We start from the raw sequence: 17,625 nt of genomic DNA, 5'->3' as shown, positions 1-17,625 counted from the left end.
TAGCGCTATGAGCCAGAGGGACAATCATGAGCACAATTACAATTTACAATGAGATTCAAGCCGCTTTGTCTCGTGGGGAAAAAGTAGTCATTGCGACTGTGGTGAAAACGATGGGGGCCGCACCTTGTCCGATTGGTAGCAAGGCCTTAATCCATCAAGACGGATCAATCCAAGGTAGTTTTGCTGGCCCCCAGACCGATGGTAAGGTTGTGCAAGAGGCCCTCAAGGTATTGCGCGATGGCCATCCGGCGGCGATCCATGTTCATCTGGATGCCGATCAAGGCGAGGCAGTCGGTAGCTGTGGTGCTACGTTAGAAGTGTTCTTTGAAATTCTGCGTCCCGAACCGCGCTTAATTGTCGCTGGCGCTGGCTACGTGGCTCAGGCCCTATCACGGCTGGTCTCCAAACTGGATTTCCGTACGATTGTGGTAGATGATCGCCGCGATCTAGCAGAATCGCAAGCCTTCGATAGTAAAATTCAAATGACCTTCGGTGATATTCCCCAAACTATTCGCGCTCTGGAGCCTGATGATGCCTCCTGGATCGTTATTGTGACTCGGGGACATAATCTGGATAAAGATGCCTTACGGGCCGCACTGGAAACCAAAGCTGCCTATGTGGGCATGATTGGCAGTCCCAGTAAGGTGAAACGTATCTTCCGTGAACTGCTGGAGGAAGGATTTGAGCGCGCACGCCTGGAACAGGTTCATGCTCCTATTGGCCTGGATCTCGGTGCCGAAACGCCCGATGAGATCGCCCTGAGCATCGCGGCAGAGATCATGATGCTACGCAAAAATGCGACTGGTGCCTCTCTAAAAAATATGCATCACCTTATTGAGGAAGCAATCACTGCCTGAAACGAAGGAAGCGGGTAGCAGGCCCGCTTCCTTCGAGATCAATCAGCGCGTGACGCCCCGAATGTAGCGTACGGTGATGGTACCCAGCACGCAATAGACGATCGCCATGAGAAACAGAATCTGATAGCCTTGTACGGTATGCCCGCTCCTGGCAAACGCATCTATCAGCGGTCCTCCCAGGACAGGAGCGATAATCTGCGGTAGCGCAAGTGAGATATTCCAGACGCCCATATCGCGGGCATAGTTTTGTCTGGATGGGAGTACATCAGCGACCAGGGCCCAGTCTACACTTTGATAAGCGCCGTAGCCCAGCCCAAAGATGGCTCCAGAGATGGTCACGATCAGCAGCGAATGGGTAACCACAAATACCAGTCCCACCAGCGCCATAAAGCTGCCTGAGAGATAGACCATGCGCTTGCGTCCATAGTGATCCGATAGCCAGCCTGCCGCAAAGGCGCTAATCAAACTGGTCAATGCGACCACAATCGTAAAATTGCTGGTCTGCTGCTCTGGATGGGCAGCCTGCACAACGTCACGCATATAGTATTGCAGGAAGGTCTGAATCGTATAAATGCCCATCATCATCAAGAGGCGTGTAAACAGCACCCAGGCAAAATCAGGATTGCTGCGTGGCCGAAATTCAAAGAGCCGCAAGATGCCCACCGTGGCCACTAATTCAAGCACAACCTGCAAGATATCGTTGTTGATCTGCAGGCCACCAATATGCACGGCATTCCAACCTGCAATCAATCCCCAGGTCAGGAGAGCCGCCAGCAGTGTGCCGCCCACAGTCACTATGCGAGCACGCGTCAACCAACCAGGGAACCGGCTGCCTGGCGCTGTTTCACTTCTTTCTTTATAAGGAGTAGTTGTAGCCGAAGAGAGGGCGCGCTCTTTTACTACCAGAATAGTTATTAACATAAATGCGACTAGCACAATGATGATGATGGTATAGATCATCCACAGGCTCTGCTGGTACTGGCTGAGTGGTTTGGAGGCATCTACAAACATACTGGCGGTCAATACGCCACCAATATTGCCGGTAATTAATAAGAAACCCATAATGCCAGAAGCCAGGCCACGCTGGTTGGAAGGGACGATATCGGGCAATAGTGCATGAAAAGGAGCCTGGGCCATATTGCTGGAAAACTGGACCAGAATATAGGCCAGGGCCAGCGAAGGGATATCAGGGGCCAGTGCCATCCAGATCAAGCCGCCTATATTCAAAAGTGTTCCCGCCAGGATATATGGCCGTCTTCTACCCCAGCGCGCCAGCCTGCCACGGGTATGGTCGCTCACCATACCCCAGAGAGGATTAGTAATTAACGCCACAAATGCGCCCGGCACCAGGATATAGGCCAGCGCCTCACCCTGATGCAGCTGTCCTACCAGCTTAAAAACCTGGCTGGGAAGAATAATAGTGCCTATCGCCGCCCAGTGAAAATTAAGGGCAAACCAGAATATGCTAATAGCAATAATCTGTCCCCAATGCAATTCAGCCAATGAAGACCCTGCCTCTGGCTGAGAAGAGAGTGTATCTCCTCCTTGATCTACCACTGTCATCCTCTATTGGCCCTTTCCTTGTCGCTTGCGACTGTATTGCAAAATTATTCATGCAATAATTTTTTGTAATCAGCTTCTATTATTGAGGAGCTTCACTATTATTCAGGCAATGATAGCAGGCTAAGTCTTCTAATATACAGTGTCATTTGTACCATTAGAGCTAATTTAGCTACAATTATTCATGTGGAATAACTATTTCTGTTGTATCGTCAAAAAAAGGCCTCAATTATGGTAACCTTTGGCCAAAATATTGGGACTTATCTATGAAGAACAAAAAAGATATGTCAGCGGTACAGCTAAATGATAAAGGCAATGATAATAGAAACACTTCTTGAACAGGTAACGGCAGCCCAACAAGGAAACCTGGAGGCATTTAGTCAAATTGTAGAACGCTTTCGGGCTATGGCTTATGCCACCGCGTATACATTGCTACACGATGCCCAGCTTGCTGAAGATGCGACTCAAGAGGCATTTATAGAGGCCTACCTTCAGCTGCCAAAACTGCACATTCCTGCAGCGTTTCCAGGCTGGTTGCGCCGCATCATCTTTAAACAAGCGGATCGCCTGACCCGTAAACAGCAGGTTACCCTGGTGCCGCTTGAAGTGGGTGCAGCATCTGATATTGCGTTGGATGAGCTTAATCCCGCTCAGTTGATTGAGAATATAGAAACCCAGGGGGTGATCCAGCAAGCCATCCAGGCATTACCAGAGCATGAGCGTATGGCGATATTGCTCTTTTACGGCAACAGCTATAGCCAGCACGATGTCGCTACTTTTCTAGAAGTGCCGCTCTCAACAGTCAAAAAACGTCTTTTTGATGGCCGTAAACATCTGAAAAAGTATCTGGTCGAAAAAGCTTTGGATACGGTCCATGAAAGTACACAACTATCAATAGAGCGCTTTCCAGAAAAGCTACGGCTCTTAATTGCGCTCCGCACTGGCGATATGGCACAGGTCAAAGCTATCATTGAACACAATCCTTTCCTGATTAACGGCAATCTGGGGGCCAAAACGATCAAACACGAATACATTCAACGCTACGCACCAGGACTGCCAGCTAACTGGAGCGCCTTGAATGAGGCCATCGCCAACCATCAAACACAGCTGGTGATTTTTTTGCTGGATGCCGGGGCAAATATTAATAGTAAGGGTTATTATGGTTTAAGCCCTCTGTTGGAAGCGGTACGTAGCGAACAGGTCGAGCTGGTGGAGATCTTGCTCAAGCGTGGGGCCCAGATAGACGCGGCAACGAGTGTCGGTCTGACCGCGTTGCACTACGCGGTCATAAGTAATAATTTATCACTCACCGGCCTGCTACTGGCACACGGTGCCAGCCCTGATGGCAACACACATTCACCTAAGAGTCCCTTGCACTGGGCCGCCCTCAAAGGCTATAGCACCATCACGCAAGTCCTGGTAGAACATGGAGCCGATCTCTATCAGCGCGATGATCTGCACCGGCGTCCACTTGATTGGGCACTGGCCCATGGTCATCAGCCAATTGTAGAGCTTCTCCTGGAATCCATGGACACCACGCTAACTCGCACAGATCAGTCTGACGACCTTAAATCAACTATCTCGTTGGTTTAAGAAATACAACAATAGATCACGGTCAAACAAAATATCCATATACAGCATTAAGAAAGGACAAGCATATGTCTGCACAAGTCTATATCCCAAATGGCACAGCGGCCCTCCACAGGGTTTTCAATAAACAGGGGCAGCCCATTGATGGCAAGGGGGTAATCCCTCAGCAAGATCTCATAGCGTTGGAGACACTCAACCTGAACGTCAGCGCGCCTGTAGCAGAAAAAGAACTCGGCTTCTATGAAACGGGCATCAAATCAATCGATCTCCTGGCGCCCATTCCCTATGGGGGCATCTACAATCTCATTGGTCCCCTCGGCCTGGGCAAGCTAGTGATAGTGGAGGAGTTAATACATAATTTGGTGACGCGCAAGCATGGTTTTACAGTCGCCGTCACGATGGGTGAGACCTCATACGAGGCAACCAATCTGGGCACCAGCATTGTTGAGATCCATACCCAGGCGCAGACAGCGGTAATCTTTGAGCCTCAATCCGAGAAGCCAGAGGTCAGTCTGCAATTAATTCAGGTTGGCCTGGGCGTTGCCCGGCAATTGCGTAGCCAGGGCCATGAAGTCCTGCTCTTAATTGATGAGCAAGTGACCAAATATGCCCGCGCGCTACATTTGCCAGGCCTCGCCGCCGCGGTACGGGCAGCGGGAATTACGACGTTGCTGTTAAACCAGGACGAGGAGGAAGGTCAGGCAGCGGATGGACAGATTGTGATGAGCCGTCCGCTGGCTGAACAGCGACTCTATCCAGCCGTCGACCGCCAGTTGTCCACCTCGACCTTATTGCAGAGCAATATCACTGATTTGGAACACCAGCATACGGCACAACAGGTACGTGCCCTGCTCCAGCAGGCCGCAGCCTTACAACAGCAAACCACACACTCCCCACAGGATCTGCAATTGTTGCATCGAGCCACCCGCTTGAATCTCTTTTTGACCCAGCCATTCTTCGTGGCAGAAACTTTTAGTGGCATTCCAGGCGAGTACTTGAGCTTAGCCGAAACGCTAAGCAGCATCCAGGGCCTGCTCAGCGGTCGGTACGATAGCTTACCCGAGGCAACCTTCAGCTTTGTCGGGGCCATCGATCAAGTAGTAGCTAAGAACCAGATCATTCAATAGTTAGCACATATAAAAATAGGGTGGGCGGGCTCAACATTGAGTAAGCCCGCCCTATTTTGCTAGCCTATACTTATTTTTTCTCTCCCTCGTGTATGCCTTCCGTGGCCCACCAGAACCTGCATGTAGGATACAAATTAGCGCGATCAGTGACCCTCCCTCTTGCATGTATTCTTGAAGCATACTATCATACACAGTGTGCGCTTAAAGAAGTGTTTTTTAATTGGAGTCAAAGATGAATACTCTCCTACTTGCCTATCTCTTAAGCGGGGGCTGGCTGCATATCGGCCCACCGTACATCTACATTAATATCGATCCAGTCCTCGTACATCTGGGACCATTGCTGGCGGTACGCTGGTATGGCTTGATGTATGTGGTGGGCATCATGGTCGGTTTATGGGTTATCAAAGGTTACACTACCCGTAAGGGCATTGATCAGGATATGGTCTATCGTATCGTCTGGTGGTGTATCGCAGCTGGACTTATCGGCGGACGCCTTTATTTTGTTATTCAACAACCCGACCTGGTAAACGGCTATCTCCTACAGCCACAACGTATCCTGGCAACCTGGGAAGGTGGTATGGCCTTCTATGGTGCCATTTTCCTGGTGATTCCAACCCTGATCTGGCGCGCGAAAGTCGAGCGCATCAATCCGCTGGTGCTTATCGACGCCGGAGTACTGTTTGGCGCGGCCGGCCAGATTTTCGGGCGCATCGGCAATCTGATTAATGGTGATATTATCGGTTATCCTAGCACCCTGCCCTGGTCAACCGTCTATCAGAATCCTAATAGCTGGGCCTGCCTTAATCCAGCCACCTGTAATGTGCCTGTTCAGCCAGCCGCCGGCTATGAACTGATTATCAATCTGTTTGTACTCGGCACTATGCTCTACCTCGCGCGCCGTGTACGGCGTCCAGGCATCTTGATGCTTGTTTATCTCTTCAGCTATACCATTTCACAGTTCTTGATCTTCTTTACGCGCCAGAATGATATTGTCAGCTTCCTGGGCATCGACATTGGTCTCAAACAGGCTCAATGGACCTCATTAATCGTCTTTATCCTGCTCTTTCCATTAACTTACTGGGTATTGCGGTACTCCAGGCCGATCCCGGATGGAGAGGTGGCCGCCACCTATGGCATTCCTCAGAAGCCAAAACCTGCGTTGGAAACAAAGGTACTGACAGAAGAGTTGAGTGAAACTCCTCCCCTGGATTCAAAAAGCACACTCGTTTCACCAGCCGATGAAGCCAGTACAACCACTGAGGACGTAGAGACTACCCCGGCCAGCGTTACTGCCACTCCTGCTGCTACGGAGGGTGACGAAACGGTACCTGTCGCACAAACGCCAGATGAGCCAGTAACATCCGCTCCTGCTAACGCAGAGGAGGTCAGCTCGACAGCGGAACAGCCGGAAACAACCAGTTCTGACACAGAATCGGAAATCTCAGCGACATCAGAGAAGAGCGAAAGCAGGCGCAAAGCCTGAGTTATTCATTTTTGTACTCTTAATAAAAAGGGTCTTCTGGCATAATTATGTGCCGGAAGACCCTTTTTCGTTATGCAGCGAAATGGCGCTACAAGAGGATATATCAAACCGTACGATGCTTCCCAGTCGTGTTATAATGCGCCTGAATGTTTCCACTTTTGGTATCCCGAAACAGAATGGTTGAAGTAGGTGTCTCTTTATTTCGCATTTGCATGCAGGGAAGGCTGGCCACTGTACTATGCTCATCACTCGTATTGAGTTGGAGAATATAAAAAGTTATCGTCAGGTCTCGGTGGATTTTCGTCGTGGTACGACGGCTATCAGTGGCTCCAATGGCGCGGGAAAAACTACGCTGGTTGAGGCCATTGGCTTCGCGCTCTTTGGTTATCTACCCTATAATCAAGAACAATTTGTGCGTGAGGGTGAAAAGGGCGGCAAAGTGGTGGTGCACTTGATTGGTAGCGATGATAGACCCTATACCGTTGAGCGTCGCTGCGGTACAGGTGCGCGCTGGCTCGTTTATGACGAAGAGGCCGATATGCGCCTTGAGCAACGTGCCGATGTCATGGATAAACTGCATGAGCTCTTTGGCATCGACAATGAGCGCTCATTAGAAGCCCTGTTCCGCGATGCCCTCGGCGTTCCACAGGGAACCTTTACCTCCATTTTCCTGGATACTGCCACCAAGCGTAAACAAACTTTTGATGCGCTTCTACAGATTGAGGATTATCAGACGGCCGCGAAATATCTGCTGGGCACGCAAAATTATTATAAGGAACAGAAGCAGGCACAGCAGGTAATCATCGATCGCTTGCAATATGAGACACGTGAGCTGGATGATTGGCGAACGCTACTCCACTCCCAACGCCTGGTTGAGCAGGCTAATACTGAAAAGAATTTACAATTCAGTGAGCAACTGAGCCATTATGAGAAACGCAGAACGATCCTGGAACAACAGGCGGAACAGGTAAGAAATCTGGGCACCCAGTATGACCAGGCCCGTTCTAGTTATGAATTTGCCCATTCTCGGTTACAGGACCGCCAGCAAAGCTTTCAAACCGCACGCGAGGCTCAGCAGATTGTGCTGGAAAACCAGGATGCCTACCAGAGCCATGAACAGGCCAATGCAACCCTGCGTCAACTGCGACGGGATGCCACTAACCGTGATGCTTTACGCCAGCAACAGGCGCAGACGCAGAGCTTACTGATACAGGTAAACGAACGCATCACCCATCAAAAAAAATATTTACAAGAAGTGGAGCATGCCCGACGCCGCATCGCCGATCTGGCCCCCCAGGTGGAGCAGCAAGTTGAATTAGAGCGCCAGCGCGACGAGGCACGCCAGCAACGCCAGCGTTACAACGATGTCTATACGGCAGGGGCCCAGCGTAAAAATCAGCTCAGTGCGCTACGGCAAGAACAGGAACAAAGCCAGCGCAAAATCGCAGCGATCGAACCTTTGCTCCCACTGGCCGAGCTGCTTGATGTGCGTACCGAGGCGCATACACAATTGCGCTTGCAGGCCAATACGCGCACTGAGAAGCAGCGCCAGTTCAAAGAAAAAAGCGTTCTATTGCGTGAGCGGCAGGCTGAACGAGAGCCGCTGATGGAACTACTGCGCAAAGCTGAAAATAATGTCAAACTGATTGAGGAGCATCGCCAGGAAGCTGAGGAGATGCCCCAGCTAGAGCAAGAGTTGAAAACACTGGATGCCCAGCGCATTCGCCTGGAGGGCAATATCGAGGGCTACGCCCGCTCCAAGGCTGAATCGGCCGGTGGGCAGTGTCCTTTGCTTAATGAGAGTTGCTTGAATATTCGCCAGCGCGGTATCGTCAGCCTTGAGTCCTATTTCGAGAATCTTTTGACTGAAGAGCAGGACAAGATCGAGACGATTACGATCCAGCAACGAACTCTGACCCGGCGTAAAAATCAGATACAGAGGTTCGCCGATGCCTTGCTGCGCTTCTCTGAATATGTAGAGCGCCGTGACGAGCGAGCAGCCAATGTACAACGCCTGGAGCGCGACCTGGTCCGGCTGACAGAAGAGTTCACGGTCCTGAAACAGGATCTACTGGCGATCGATCAGGTTGAACAGCAACTCAAGCAGGCTGAAATAGCACTGCGCGAAAGTAAGCAGGCCGATGCACAGGTGCGCGAGTTAGATGGCCTGAAACGCCAGTCTGAGCAGCTACAGAAACAGATTGAGCAGGTTGAGGCTGAGATTGCTGAACTGCGGCAAGAGGCTAATCAGCTACAGGGAAGTGCAGCCAGGCTTAAACAATTAGAAGATGAATTAGTCGCCCTCAATGATCCTCGTTCTGAAAGTCGGGCCAAACAAGATATTCTCGCTCGTGAGTCTTCGTACCAGCAGCAATTACATGAGGAACAGCAACGGCTGCAGGAAATTCAACAGCGGCTGCAGAAGCTGGATGAAGAGCTAGTAAGCTATGCCGCCCTGGATAAAGATATTGCGTTTCATGAGGCCCTGATCCAGCAGAGCCAGGCTGGCTACCATCGCTATCTGCAGTACCAGAATGAGGCCAGCAATCTACCAGAACGGGAGCAGGCTTATCAACAGCAGCAGGCCCTGACTACGGAGGCTGAACAGCATTTACAGACCATCCAGCGAGCCTTTGAGGAGGCCCAGACAGCCTTCCAGCAACAGGAGCTACAAGATCTGCGCACTGATATTGAACGTATTCGCAGCGAGCAAATTCAACTGGTAGAGCAGATGAAAACCCTGCAAGCAGAAATCACCCGCCTGGAACAGAAGATTGAACAGACGGAAAAGTTGCTGGTTGAATTGGAGTCCGCCCAGGCTGAGTATCAGACGTTGGATGATCTACATAAAATGATGGGACAATTCCGCGATTTAATTAAGGATGCGGCTCCCCATGTGTTAAAAGCTATGCTAGCGGATATCTCGGCCGAGGCCAACCGTATCTTCGGCGAGGTTATGGGAGATCGACGCGCCCAGCTCGCGTGGCGCAATGATTATGAGATTATATTACGCCAGCAGGGCGTCGATCGCAGCTTTGCCCAGCTCAGTGGTGGCGAGCAGATGAGCGCGGCCCTCGCTGTACGCCTGGCACTGCTCAAGAAGCTTTCCACGCTGAATATTGCTTTCTTTGATGAGCCAACCCAGAACATGGATGAATTGCGCCGCATGAACCTGGCCGAGCAGATCCGCCGCGTGCGCGGCTTCGATCAGCTTATCGTGATCAGCCATGATGATACATTTGAGCAGGGATTAGATAGCCTGGTACGTCTGAATAAAGTGAATGGCGAGACACGTATCCTAGATGACGACGATGGCACGCTACCACAAACAGATTTTGGGCAGGCCTGGCCTAACGCTGATACAGGAAGTTCCCAGCTTCAACCAACCAATTAGTCAGGGAGGAAGATTATGCTGCATAAAGGCAAATTGCAGGCAGCGCTCAATGCCAAGAAGGGTCAGTTCTCTCTCTTCGATGGCTCGTTCAATGAACAATTGTTGATGTACCAGCATGCACTGGAGCATCTTTATGAGCGCTACCCCTCCAGTTCTCAGCTGGAAAATATGCTTCCACCCGATGAGATAGGGATGCCTTCCGCTGGCGCGCGCCCGACGATGGAGTTTGATCGCTGGTTGGTAAATGCGGTTAACCAGTCTTATCATGGTCCGGTCTTTCCTTTTGGACGCGACTTTGGCAGCCATGAGCAGGCACGTTTATGGGCGGAGTGTATCGAGGGCATTACGACAATCGCGGTGGATGGTAGCCAATTGATGCCCTGGCGCGATGCCTCGATCCCGGTAGGTCTGGTACAGGTAGGCTTCTTTGTGAATCCACATGCCCGGGGTCGTAACTATACGAAAGATGTGCGCATGGAGGTGCTGGCTCCAGAGGAGCTGATGGAAGAGACAAATAAGGAGACCGAAGACCCAGATAGCTATCCCTATTCTGAGATGCAGGTCACCCAGCGTCGCTATCTCCTGGAAGTCGAGACGCTCTGTGATCTGATGCGCCAGCAAGCCGCCAGCCGCCGCGCAGAAGATCCGATCTATAGTCCGGTGGTCTTCTTTGATGGTTCGCTGGTCGTCTCTTTTGCCCTGACCATGCCCAATCCCTATCGCCAGCGCTATATTGATGCCGCACTCTCTCTGCTACGCACATCGGAAGAGCTACGGGTCCCTTTGATTGGTTATATTGACACCAGTTATGCTCGTGATATGATTACCATGTTGCGTCGTTTGGATGCGGCCCTCCCCAGGCCAGTTTTGCGAGATACGAAAAAGATTCATGATGCCTTGCTCTGGCGGGGCCATCTGCGCTGGGGTGATCGCACGCCGGCGATGCTCTGTGCTCGTAATGATGTGCTGGAGAGCTATGGACCATACCATGATAGTGTGGCCTTCTGCTATCTACAGACGACCGCTGTACGTCCCCCTACCAGGCTTGAATTCCCACGCTGGATGCTCGATGATGGTGTGCTTGAGCCTGTATTGGATGCCGTAAGAGCGGAAATTATCGCTGGCAATGGCTATCCCTATGCCATTGAGACGGCCGATGCGGTGTCTGTAATCACGATGCAAGATCGCACTGAGTTCTATGGTCAATTCCAGACTTTTATGGAGCGTCAGGGAGTAAATTTCACCTATTCAACCAAATCATTAAGTAAGAACAGACGGCGCTAATGTATAGCGGCACTGCCGACAACACAAAACACAGCAATTGCCTTCCAACAAATCCAATAACGGTAAGAGCGGAATCTCTTCTAGTAAGCATACAATTGCGCGTAAACAATATGTTATACTTGCTATAATATTGATTGGAGTCTGTTCCCTAGAAATTACAGCGAAGAATTGTCTTATGTCACGTTCGACAACACAAACATTTACCTGTCCTTGTGGACAAGTTTTTACTGGCCAGGCCTATGAATACGTCAACGTCGCAGATGATGCACATCTGCGCTATGTTGTGCTGGCCGGCCTGATTAATGTCTCGACCTGCCCCAATTGTGGAAGAAGGGCGGCCGTTTCAATACCATTTGTTTATTCAGATCCAGCCTATAATCTGCTGGCTTATGTTCATCCACGAGCTGACGCTCCTGAAGATGCGCGTTTACTGATCCTGGAGAAGTTACGTGATGTCTATATGGATGCCTCCAAGCTACAGCATGAACAACAGGATAAAAATGGCGAGTCCAATGGCAATAATGGGGGCCGCGTCGTCTCTCTTTCAGCTTCAGAAGCCAAAGATATGCCTCCTCTGAAGGTTGTCTTTGGCATGGATCAGTTGGGCGAGCTTATCAATAACGAGCTCAGCCAGGAAGATCGCCTGGGACGCCTGGCCTTGAGTACGCAGAGTCGGAGTGAGGCGGAGCGCGGACAGTTCCACGATATTACACGCAAACTGGCAACCGAGATGGGCTGCTGTATCGAGGTAGAAGATCTGCCCGATGAGTATACTGTCTGGCTGTATGGATCGCGTCGCCAGGTTGGTGCTTTGATGCGCGAATTGGCGACCCGAGGATAAATGATGATTACGATTGGGATACTAACCGTGAGCGATGGGGCCGCGCGAGGCGAGCGTGAGGATCTCAGTGGGGCACGCGCCCGCGCATTGGCGACACAATTACCTGATGCTGTCATTCAACAACAAAGCATCGTTCCTGATGAACAGGAACAGATCGCCGCGCTGCTCCGTAGCTGGTGTGATGAGCATAAGCTCAATCTGATTCTGACCACGGGCGGCACTGGCATGTCTCCACGCGATGTGACACCAGAGGCAACCAGGGCGATCATCGAGCGCGAGGCCCCGGGTATCGCAGAGGCTTTGCGCACGATCAGTCTGAAATACACACCGATGGCTATGTTATCCCGGGGTATTGCTGGCATTCGTGGTCGTACCCTCATTATCAATCTCCCTGGCAGTCCAAAGGCCGTTCAAGAGTGTCTGGAATATGCACTGCCTGTTCTCCCACACGCGATCAATCTCCTCGTTGAGGGCCCAAAGGAACATTGACACTATGGGCGCATCTAATAGGGTGGATGGGGGATTTGCAGAATACAGCGGCCATACTGATAATGTGTTCGCTGTCGCCTGGTCACCAGATGGCACGCGGATCGCCTCTGGCGGTCGCGACAATACGGTACAGATCTGGGACCCTCTAAGTGGTCAACATTTCCTCACCTTTCGTGGCCATCCAACCTGCATCCTGGCGCTTGCCTGGTCTCCCGATAGCCAATATCTGGCCAGCAGTTGTACCAGCGGTCTCGTTCACGTCTGGCAGGCCAGTACAGGAACGATCATCCATACCTATCGCGGCCATGTCCGCTTTGTGCGCAGTGTCTCCTGGTCTCCAGACGGCACGTGCATTGCTTCTGGTGGTGATTTTGGTGATAACTCGGTTCAGGTCTGGCGAGCATTTGATGGCAAGCAATTGTACACCCATAGTCAGTATCGTGTCTTTTCCGCCTTGTGGTCGCCATCTGGAACACGGATAGTATCCAGTTGCTTTGAGGAGAGTGTGCAGGTCTGGGATGCTATGACCGGCGATAAGCAGATTGAGTACCATGGCCATCATGGCCCTGTTTATGCAACGTCCTGGTCACCCGACGGTACTCGCATCGCCTCGGCGGGACACGATCGCCAGGCGCATATCTGGGATGCCGCGACCGGCCAGCAGTTGTGTGTCTATCGGGAACATACCCACTTCATCAAAGCCATTGCCTGGTCACCTAATGGGGATTTTTTGACCTCCGCTGGCAATGATACGATTCTACAGGTCTGGACGGCCGAGACAGGACAACGGCTGGTTGCTGAATATCGACAACACCAGAGTTGGATTCGAACCCTGGCCTGGTCTCCTGATAGTACTATCATTGCTTCAGCCAGCAAACACACTGTTCATCTCTGGCCCTGGCAGCATTCACGCTATTAAGCAGCAGTGGATTCTGCATCTATTTTTTAACGTCATGCGTACTAAAAACGTGTCGCGGGCTGAACTAGCATATGTCGATTGAGGTGGATACCTCCCGGATACGACACAAAGTGCAGGTGCTGTCTGGCATAGAAGCTATCTCGCATATCCAGGGAGGGTAGACTGAAAGGAGATTGTATGACAACATATCAGACACCACTCGTGATAGGTATTTTTCAAGATGAGGTACAGGCCAAGAATGCGGTCGATGCCTTACGGAACGCGGGGTTCCGCTACGACCAGGTGGGTGTAGCCATCCACTCTTCCAACAATGCTACCCCAGATTTACAGGCTGACCTCGTTAATCTCGGCGTTTCAGAGGAACAGGCAAGTTTTTATGATGAAGCCTATAAAGCTGGCAAAATAGTTGTCTCGATTCGCCACGATGGTCGCGAGGACGAGGTGCAGGATATTTTGACTAACAATGGCGCATACGATTATAACCATCGTGAGTCAGTTGCTACTGCCAATACTACATCTACCACCCCAGAGACGCAGCCCGCTGAACCCGGCACTGAAGCACAGGATTCAGCCACCACTGAGCCCGAGGCCGCTGCTGATGCACAGGATTCAGCCACCACTGAGCCCGAGGCCAGCCAGAATAGCGCCGCTACTTCCAGCCAGGTAACCGAAGAATAAATATTAAACCGGGCGAGCCCATATTATTCGCTATCATTTATACGAGGAGCACCAGTGGTGCTCCTCTTTTATGCTTAATACTATAATATTATTTTAGCCCAACCTATCCCAATGGATTTCTTAACATACTTTTAACATATCCATAAAGAATGGTTAATCGGTCGATGCTATTTTGATGGGGGTAATACATTAAGTAGAAACGGCTACCATTAATATACTTCAACTACTCCACCAGAAAAAAGCTCGTAGTTTACACACCCTTTCGGTGTCAGGGGTATTTATGAAAAATAAATGGCATTTGGCCCTTATCATAACGCTATTAGCCATGCTCAGCGCATCGATTAGTGCCTGTGGCAATACAGACGCCAGCCAGCCATCAACCACTGCTAATCCAGGAACCGCCAAAAAGACGGGCAATCTGACCTGCGTCCAGGGCAATTTACAGGTAACCGGTTCAACCGCGCTACAGCCGTTGGCTAAAGATGTGGCAACCGCTTATCAGCAGCAGTGTAGTGGCGCCAACATCACGGTTGGTGGAGGTGGTAGTAGTACCGGTTTGAAGAATGTCCAGGACGGAAGTTCTCAAATTGGCAATTCAGATATCTTTGCGGATAAACATAAATATCCGAATCTGGTTAGTAATCAGGTGGCGGTTGTGACCTTTGCCGTAGTCATTAATGGCGATGTTAAAAATATCAGTGACCTGACGACCCAACAATTGCGCGATATCTATTCAGGCAAAGCCAAAAATTGGAATAAATTTGGCGGCCCTAATCTGCCAATCGTGGCGGTAAGCCGTCCCGCTGGCTCTGGTACACGCATCACTTTTGAACAATATGTCCTGGGGCAAAAAGAGACCATCACGGGGAATGCAGTTGCCAATGCTTCTGGTGAAGTGAGCACTACGGTTAGTCAGACCTCGGGTGCTGTCTCTTATATCGCGGCGGACTTCGCCCATAAGAATAACTTGCATGTGGTCAAACTCAATGGCGTCGATGATACAGACACCAATGTTGTCAACAACACTTATAAATTCTGGAACATCGAGCATATGTACACCAAAGGCCCGGCCACAGGACTAGCCAGAGCGTACATCGATTATGTGAAGAGTCCAGATGTTGAGCCTATTCGCCAGAAACAAGGCTTCCTGGATATTTCAAAAATGAGCCCGGCGGCACTGGCCGCGAAAACGCCAGAGAATGCATAGCCGTACACAGGATCAAAGGCCTCCATCGTGCCTCCCTTGTGCGGACGTGCGCTGGCGCGCCCGAACTTTTTTCTTGTGTGGTGCAAAAAGTGCGCCGTACGCACTTTTTGCACCACACAAGAAGGCTCCTTGAGCGCCTTTGGCGCTCAAACGCAGGCATGGTGATCAGGATGATCATGGACGATAAGGAACATTCTAAGAAACTGTATGTACTAACCTGACATAGCCAGAAAAAAGGTGCTATTGTGGCGGATACATCATTCATCGGCCAACAACAGAGACAAATTAGAAATATGAGAACCAGGAAGAGCCGCACTGTAGATCAGGGCGTTCGTGGTCTTTTCTTTCTATGCGCGGCCCTAATTGTGGCGATCATTTTCGGCATTTTCTTCTTTATCGGGCTCAACGCCTTTCGCATGTTTAGTGCAGACCCCCATTCAAGTAATTTCCTTTCAACCACCATCTGGGACCCCGAGGGCAATCTGGGCGCCCCCAGTTATGGTATGCTGGGCTTTATCCTGGGCTCCATCGTGACAACCATGCTGGCAGTAGTTATCGCGACACCGCTCTCTTTCGGCATGGCCCTCTTTATGACTGAGGTTTGTCCCAGGTGGTTAGAAAATGTATTGCGACCACTGCTGGAGATCTTCACTGGTATGCCATCAGTGGTCATTGGTTTTCTGGCCCTGGTGGCTCTGGTACCAATCATCCGCGATATCGCAGGACCGCTGACACCGATTCCTGCCCTGGCCGGCTATGGTTGGGCCGCCGCTACGGTGGTCCTGATCTTAATGATCCTGCCAACCATTATTAGTATCTCTATCGATGCTTTGCGCTCTATCCCAACCGATATTCGTGAGGCGAGCCTGGCACTCGGGTCCACGCGCTGGCAAATGATGAGAAGAGCGATATTGCCAGCCGCGACAACCGGGCTAGCAACGGCTGTGATTCTGGGCATGTCGCGTGCGATTGGTGAGGCTCTGGCGGTGAGCCTGGTGCTGAAGGGGAAGACCTTGCCGGTCAACGTTTTGACGCCGGCCATCTTTTTTCAGCCCAATGTGAACATGACCCAACCGATTGTGATTAACTTTCCCGAGGCGGTCGGCGCTGAGCGCGATGCATACTTTATGCTAGGCTTCCTGCTGCTCGTCGTTTCTTTTCTCTTTATCTGCCTTAGCCGGTATATTGCCAGTAGGAGCGTCTACAAATGAGTTCACAACAACTTTCTCAGTATGCGCCCGAACCTGATACACAAAAAAAAGACGCACTACGACAGTTGGTACGGCGCTTACACACTACCAACCATATAGCACTATCTATATTATGGGTAGTGGCCATTGCGGTTGCCCTGATCTTTATCGCAATCATTCTACGCCTGCTGATTCAGGGTTTCCCATCTTTGATCGATCCACGCTTCTATGCCCCGACCGGCGAAGCCTCGGTCGGAGCGCAAATCTTCAATACATTTTATATTTTGATCCTCTCGGAGATCATTTTAGTCCCTATCTCGCTAGCCGCGGCTATCTTCCTGGCCGAATATGCGCCACAGGGTCGGATGGTAACAGGGATCCATTTTGCGGCAGAGACGCTCTCGGGCGTGCCTTCAATTGTGCTTGGACTGTTTGGCTATGCCTTCTTCTGCACCTTCTTTGGCTTTGGTCTGAGCCGCATTGCGGGGGCTCTGACCTTGCTCTGCCTCAATTTTCCCAATACCCTGCGCCTCTTTGAGGATGCGTTGGTCTCGGTTTCGGGGGATATGCGCGAGGGTGGCATGGCTCTGGGCAGCACTAAATGGCATATGGTGCATACCGTTGTGCTCCCTTCAGCACTGGCAGGCATTGTCACAGGCATTGTACTCTCGGCTGGCAAAATCATCGGTGAGGCGGCGGCCTTGATCTTTACCATGGGCGCCAGCAATCCAGCCAATGTTTTTACCCTGAATCCGTTTATCGGTAGCGACAATCTGACAATTAACATCTACAATATTCAGAGCACCGGTGGTGGTCTGACCAAAGCATTAGCCGATGCCGTGACATCTGGCTCATCCGCGCTATTGATCGTGATTCTGCTCCTCATCAATCTAGGTGCGCGCTCAATAGGCAATACCGTCCATCGTCATATGACGGCGACTTGATTTGTAGGGGTATTCATTCTTTAGCCAATCCAGGAAGATATGTTTACATGAGAGGATACAAT

The 17,625-nt window shown here is 50.9% G+C and carries 14 protein-coding genes; 13 read left to right on the top strand and 1 reads right to left on the bottom strand.

Annotated features, from left to right (window positions below):
• Positions 1–26 precede the first annotated feature (26 nt).
• Positions 27–857 (top strand): XdhC family protein, encoded by an 831-nt coding sequence (locus tag EL645_RS14275; RefSeq protein WP_126551095.1) that lies wholly within the window; start codon positions 27–29, stop codon positions 855–857.
• 42 nt (positions 858–899) lie between these two features.
• Here the strand turns inward: EL645_RS14275 and EL645_RS14270 are convergent, their stop codons facing one another.
• On the bottom strand, positions 900–2,420 hold the full coding sequence (locus EL645_RS14270) for an MFS transporter (RefSeq protein ID WP_126551093.1): 1,521 nt from the start codon (positions 2,418–2,420) through the stop codon (positions 900–902).
• A gap of 312 nt (positions 2,421–2,732) precedes the next feature.
• On the opposite strand from EL645_RS14270, the gene EL645_RS14265 reads away from it, so the two are divergent.
• The 12 genes from EL645_RS14265 to pstA all read left to right on the top strand — a co-directional run bounded on the left by EL645_RS14265 (position 2,733) and on the right by pstA (position 17,563).
• Positions 2,733–4,010 carry a sigma-70 family RNA polymerase sigma factor gene (locus EL645_RS14265; protein ID WP_161977368.1) on the top strand — a complete coding sequence of 426 codons (1,278 nt, stop codon included), beginning with the start codon at positions 2,733–2,735 and terminating at the stop codon, positions 4,008–4,010.
• A 65-nt stretch (positions 4,011–4,075) separates the two neighbouring features.
• Complete coding sequence (locus EL645_RS14260) at positions 4,076–5,134, top strand: P-loop NTPase family protein (protein ID WP_126551089.1); 1,059 nt, start codon at positions 4,076–4,078, stop codon at positions 5,132–5,134.
• A 232-nt stretch (positions 5,135–5,366) separates the two neighbouring features.
• Positions 5,367–6,617: a prolipoprotein diacylglyceryl transferase gene (gene lgt, locus EL645_RS14255; RefSeq protein ID WP_126551087.1), complete on the top strand. Its 1,251-nt coding sequence runs from the start codon at positions 5,367–5,369 to the stop codon at positions 6,615–6,617.
• A gap of 238 nt (positions 6,618–6,855) precedes the next feature.
• Positions 6,856–10,011, top strand: a complete 3,156-nt coding sequence (locus EL645_RS14250) for an AAA family ATPase (RefSeq protein WP_126551085.1) — start codon at positions 6,856–6,858, stop codon at positions 10,009–10,011.
• Positions 10,012–10,026: 15 nt separating this feature from the next.
• Positions 10,027–11,295, top strand: coding sequence for a DNA double-strand break repair nuclease NurA (locus EL645_RS14245; protein ID WP_126551083.1), 1,269 nt, complete (start codon positions 10,027–10,029; stop codon positions 11,293–11,295).
• Between the two features lie 175 nt (positions 11,296–11,470).
• Positions 11,471–12,136, top strand: coding sequence for a CpXC domain-containing protein (locus EL645_RS14240; protein WP_126551081.1), 666 nt, complete (start codon positions 11,471–11,473; stop codon positions 12,134–12,136).
• A gap of 3 nt (positions 12,137–12,139) precedes the next feature.
• Positions 12,140–12,625: a molybdopterin adenylyltransferase gene (gene mog, locus EL645_RS14235; protein WP_126554184.1), complete on the top strand. Its 486-nt coding sequence runs from the start codon at positions 12,140–12,142 to the stop codon at positions 12,623–12,625.
• A gap of 4 nt (positions 12,626–12,629) precedes the next feature.
• Complete coding sequence (locus EL645_RS14230; RefSeq protein WP_161977367.1) at positions 12,630–13,544, top strand: WD40 repeat domain-containing protein; 915 nt, start codon at positions 12,630–12,632, stop codon at positions 13,542–13,544.
• Between the two features lie 177 nt (positions 13,545–13,721).
• The gene (locus EL645_RS14225; RefSeq protein ID WP_126551077.1) at positions 13,722–14,222 is read left to right on the top strand and encodes a hypothetical protein; all 501 of its coding nucleotides are present in this window, start codon (positions 13,722–13,724) and stop codon (positions 14,220–14,222) included.
• Positions 14,223–14,502: 280 nt separating this feature from the next.
• Positions 14,503–15,429 carry a phosphate ABC transporter substrate-binding protein gene (locus tag EL645_RS14220; RefSeq protein ID WP_126551075.1) on the top strand — a complete coding sequence of 309 codons (927 nt, stop codon included), beginning with the start codon at positions 14,503–14,505 and terminating at the stop codon, positions 15,427–15,429.
• Between the two features lie 245 nt (positions 15,430–15,674).
• Positions 15,675–16,640, top strand: coding sequence for a phosphate ABC transporter permease subunit PstC (gene pstC / locus EL645_RS14215; protein WP_136625211.1), 966 nt, complete (start codon positions 15,675–15,677; stop codon positions 16,638–16,640).
• Complete coding sequence (pstA, locus tag EL645_RS14210) at positions 16,637–17,563, top strand: phosphate ABC transporter permease PstA (RefSeq protein ID WP_126551071.1); 927 nt, start codon at positions 16,637–16,639, stop codon at positions 17,561–17,563. Before pstC ends, pstA begins: the two co-directional genes overlap by 4 nt.
• The last annotated feature ends 62 nt before the right edge of the window (positions 17,564–17,625 follow it).

The sequence above is a fragment of the Dictyobacter kobayashii genome, assembly GCF_003967555.1.
Lineage (GTDB): Bacteria > Chloroflexota > Ktedonobacteria > Ktedonobacterales > Ktedonobacteraceae > Dictyobacter > Dictyobacter kobayashii.
This window is presented reverse-complemented; position numbering and strand designations above follow the sequence as displayed.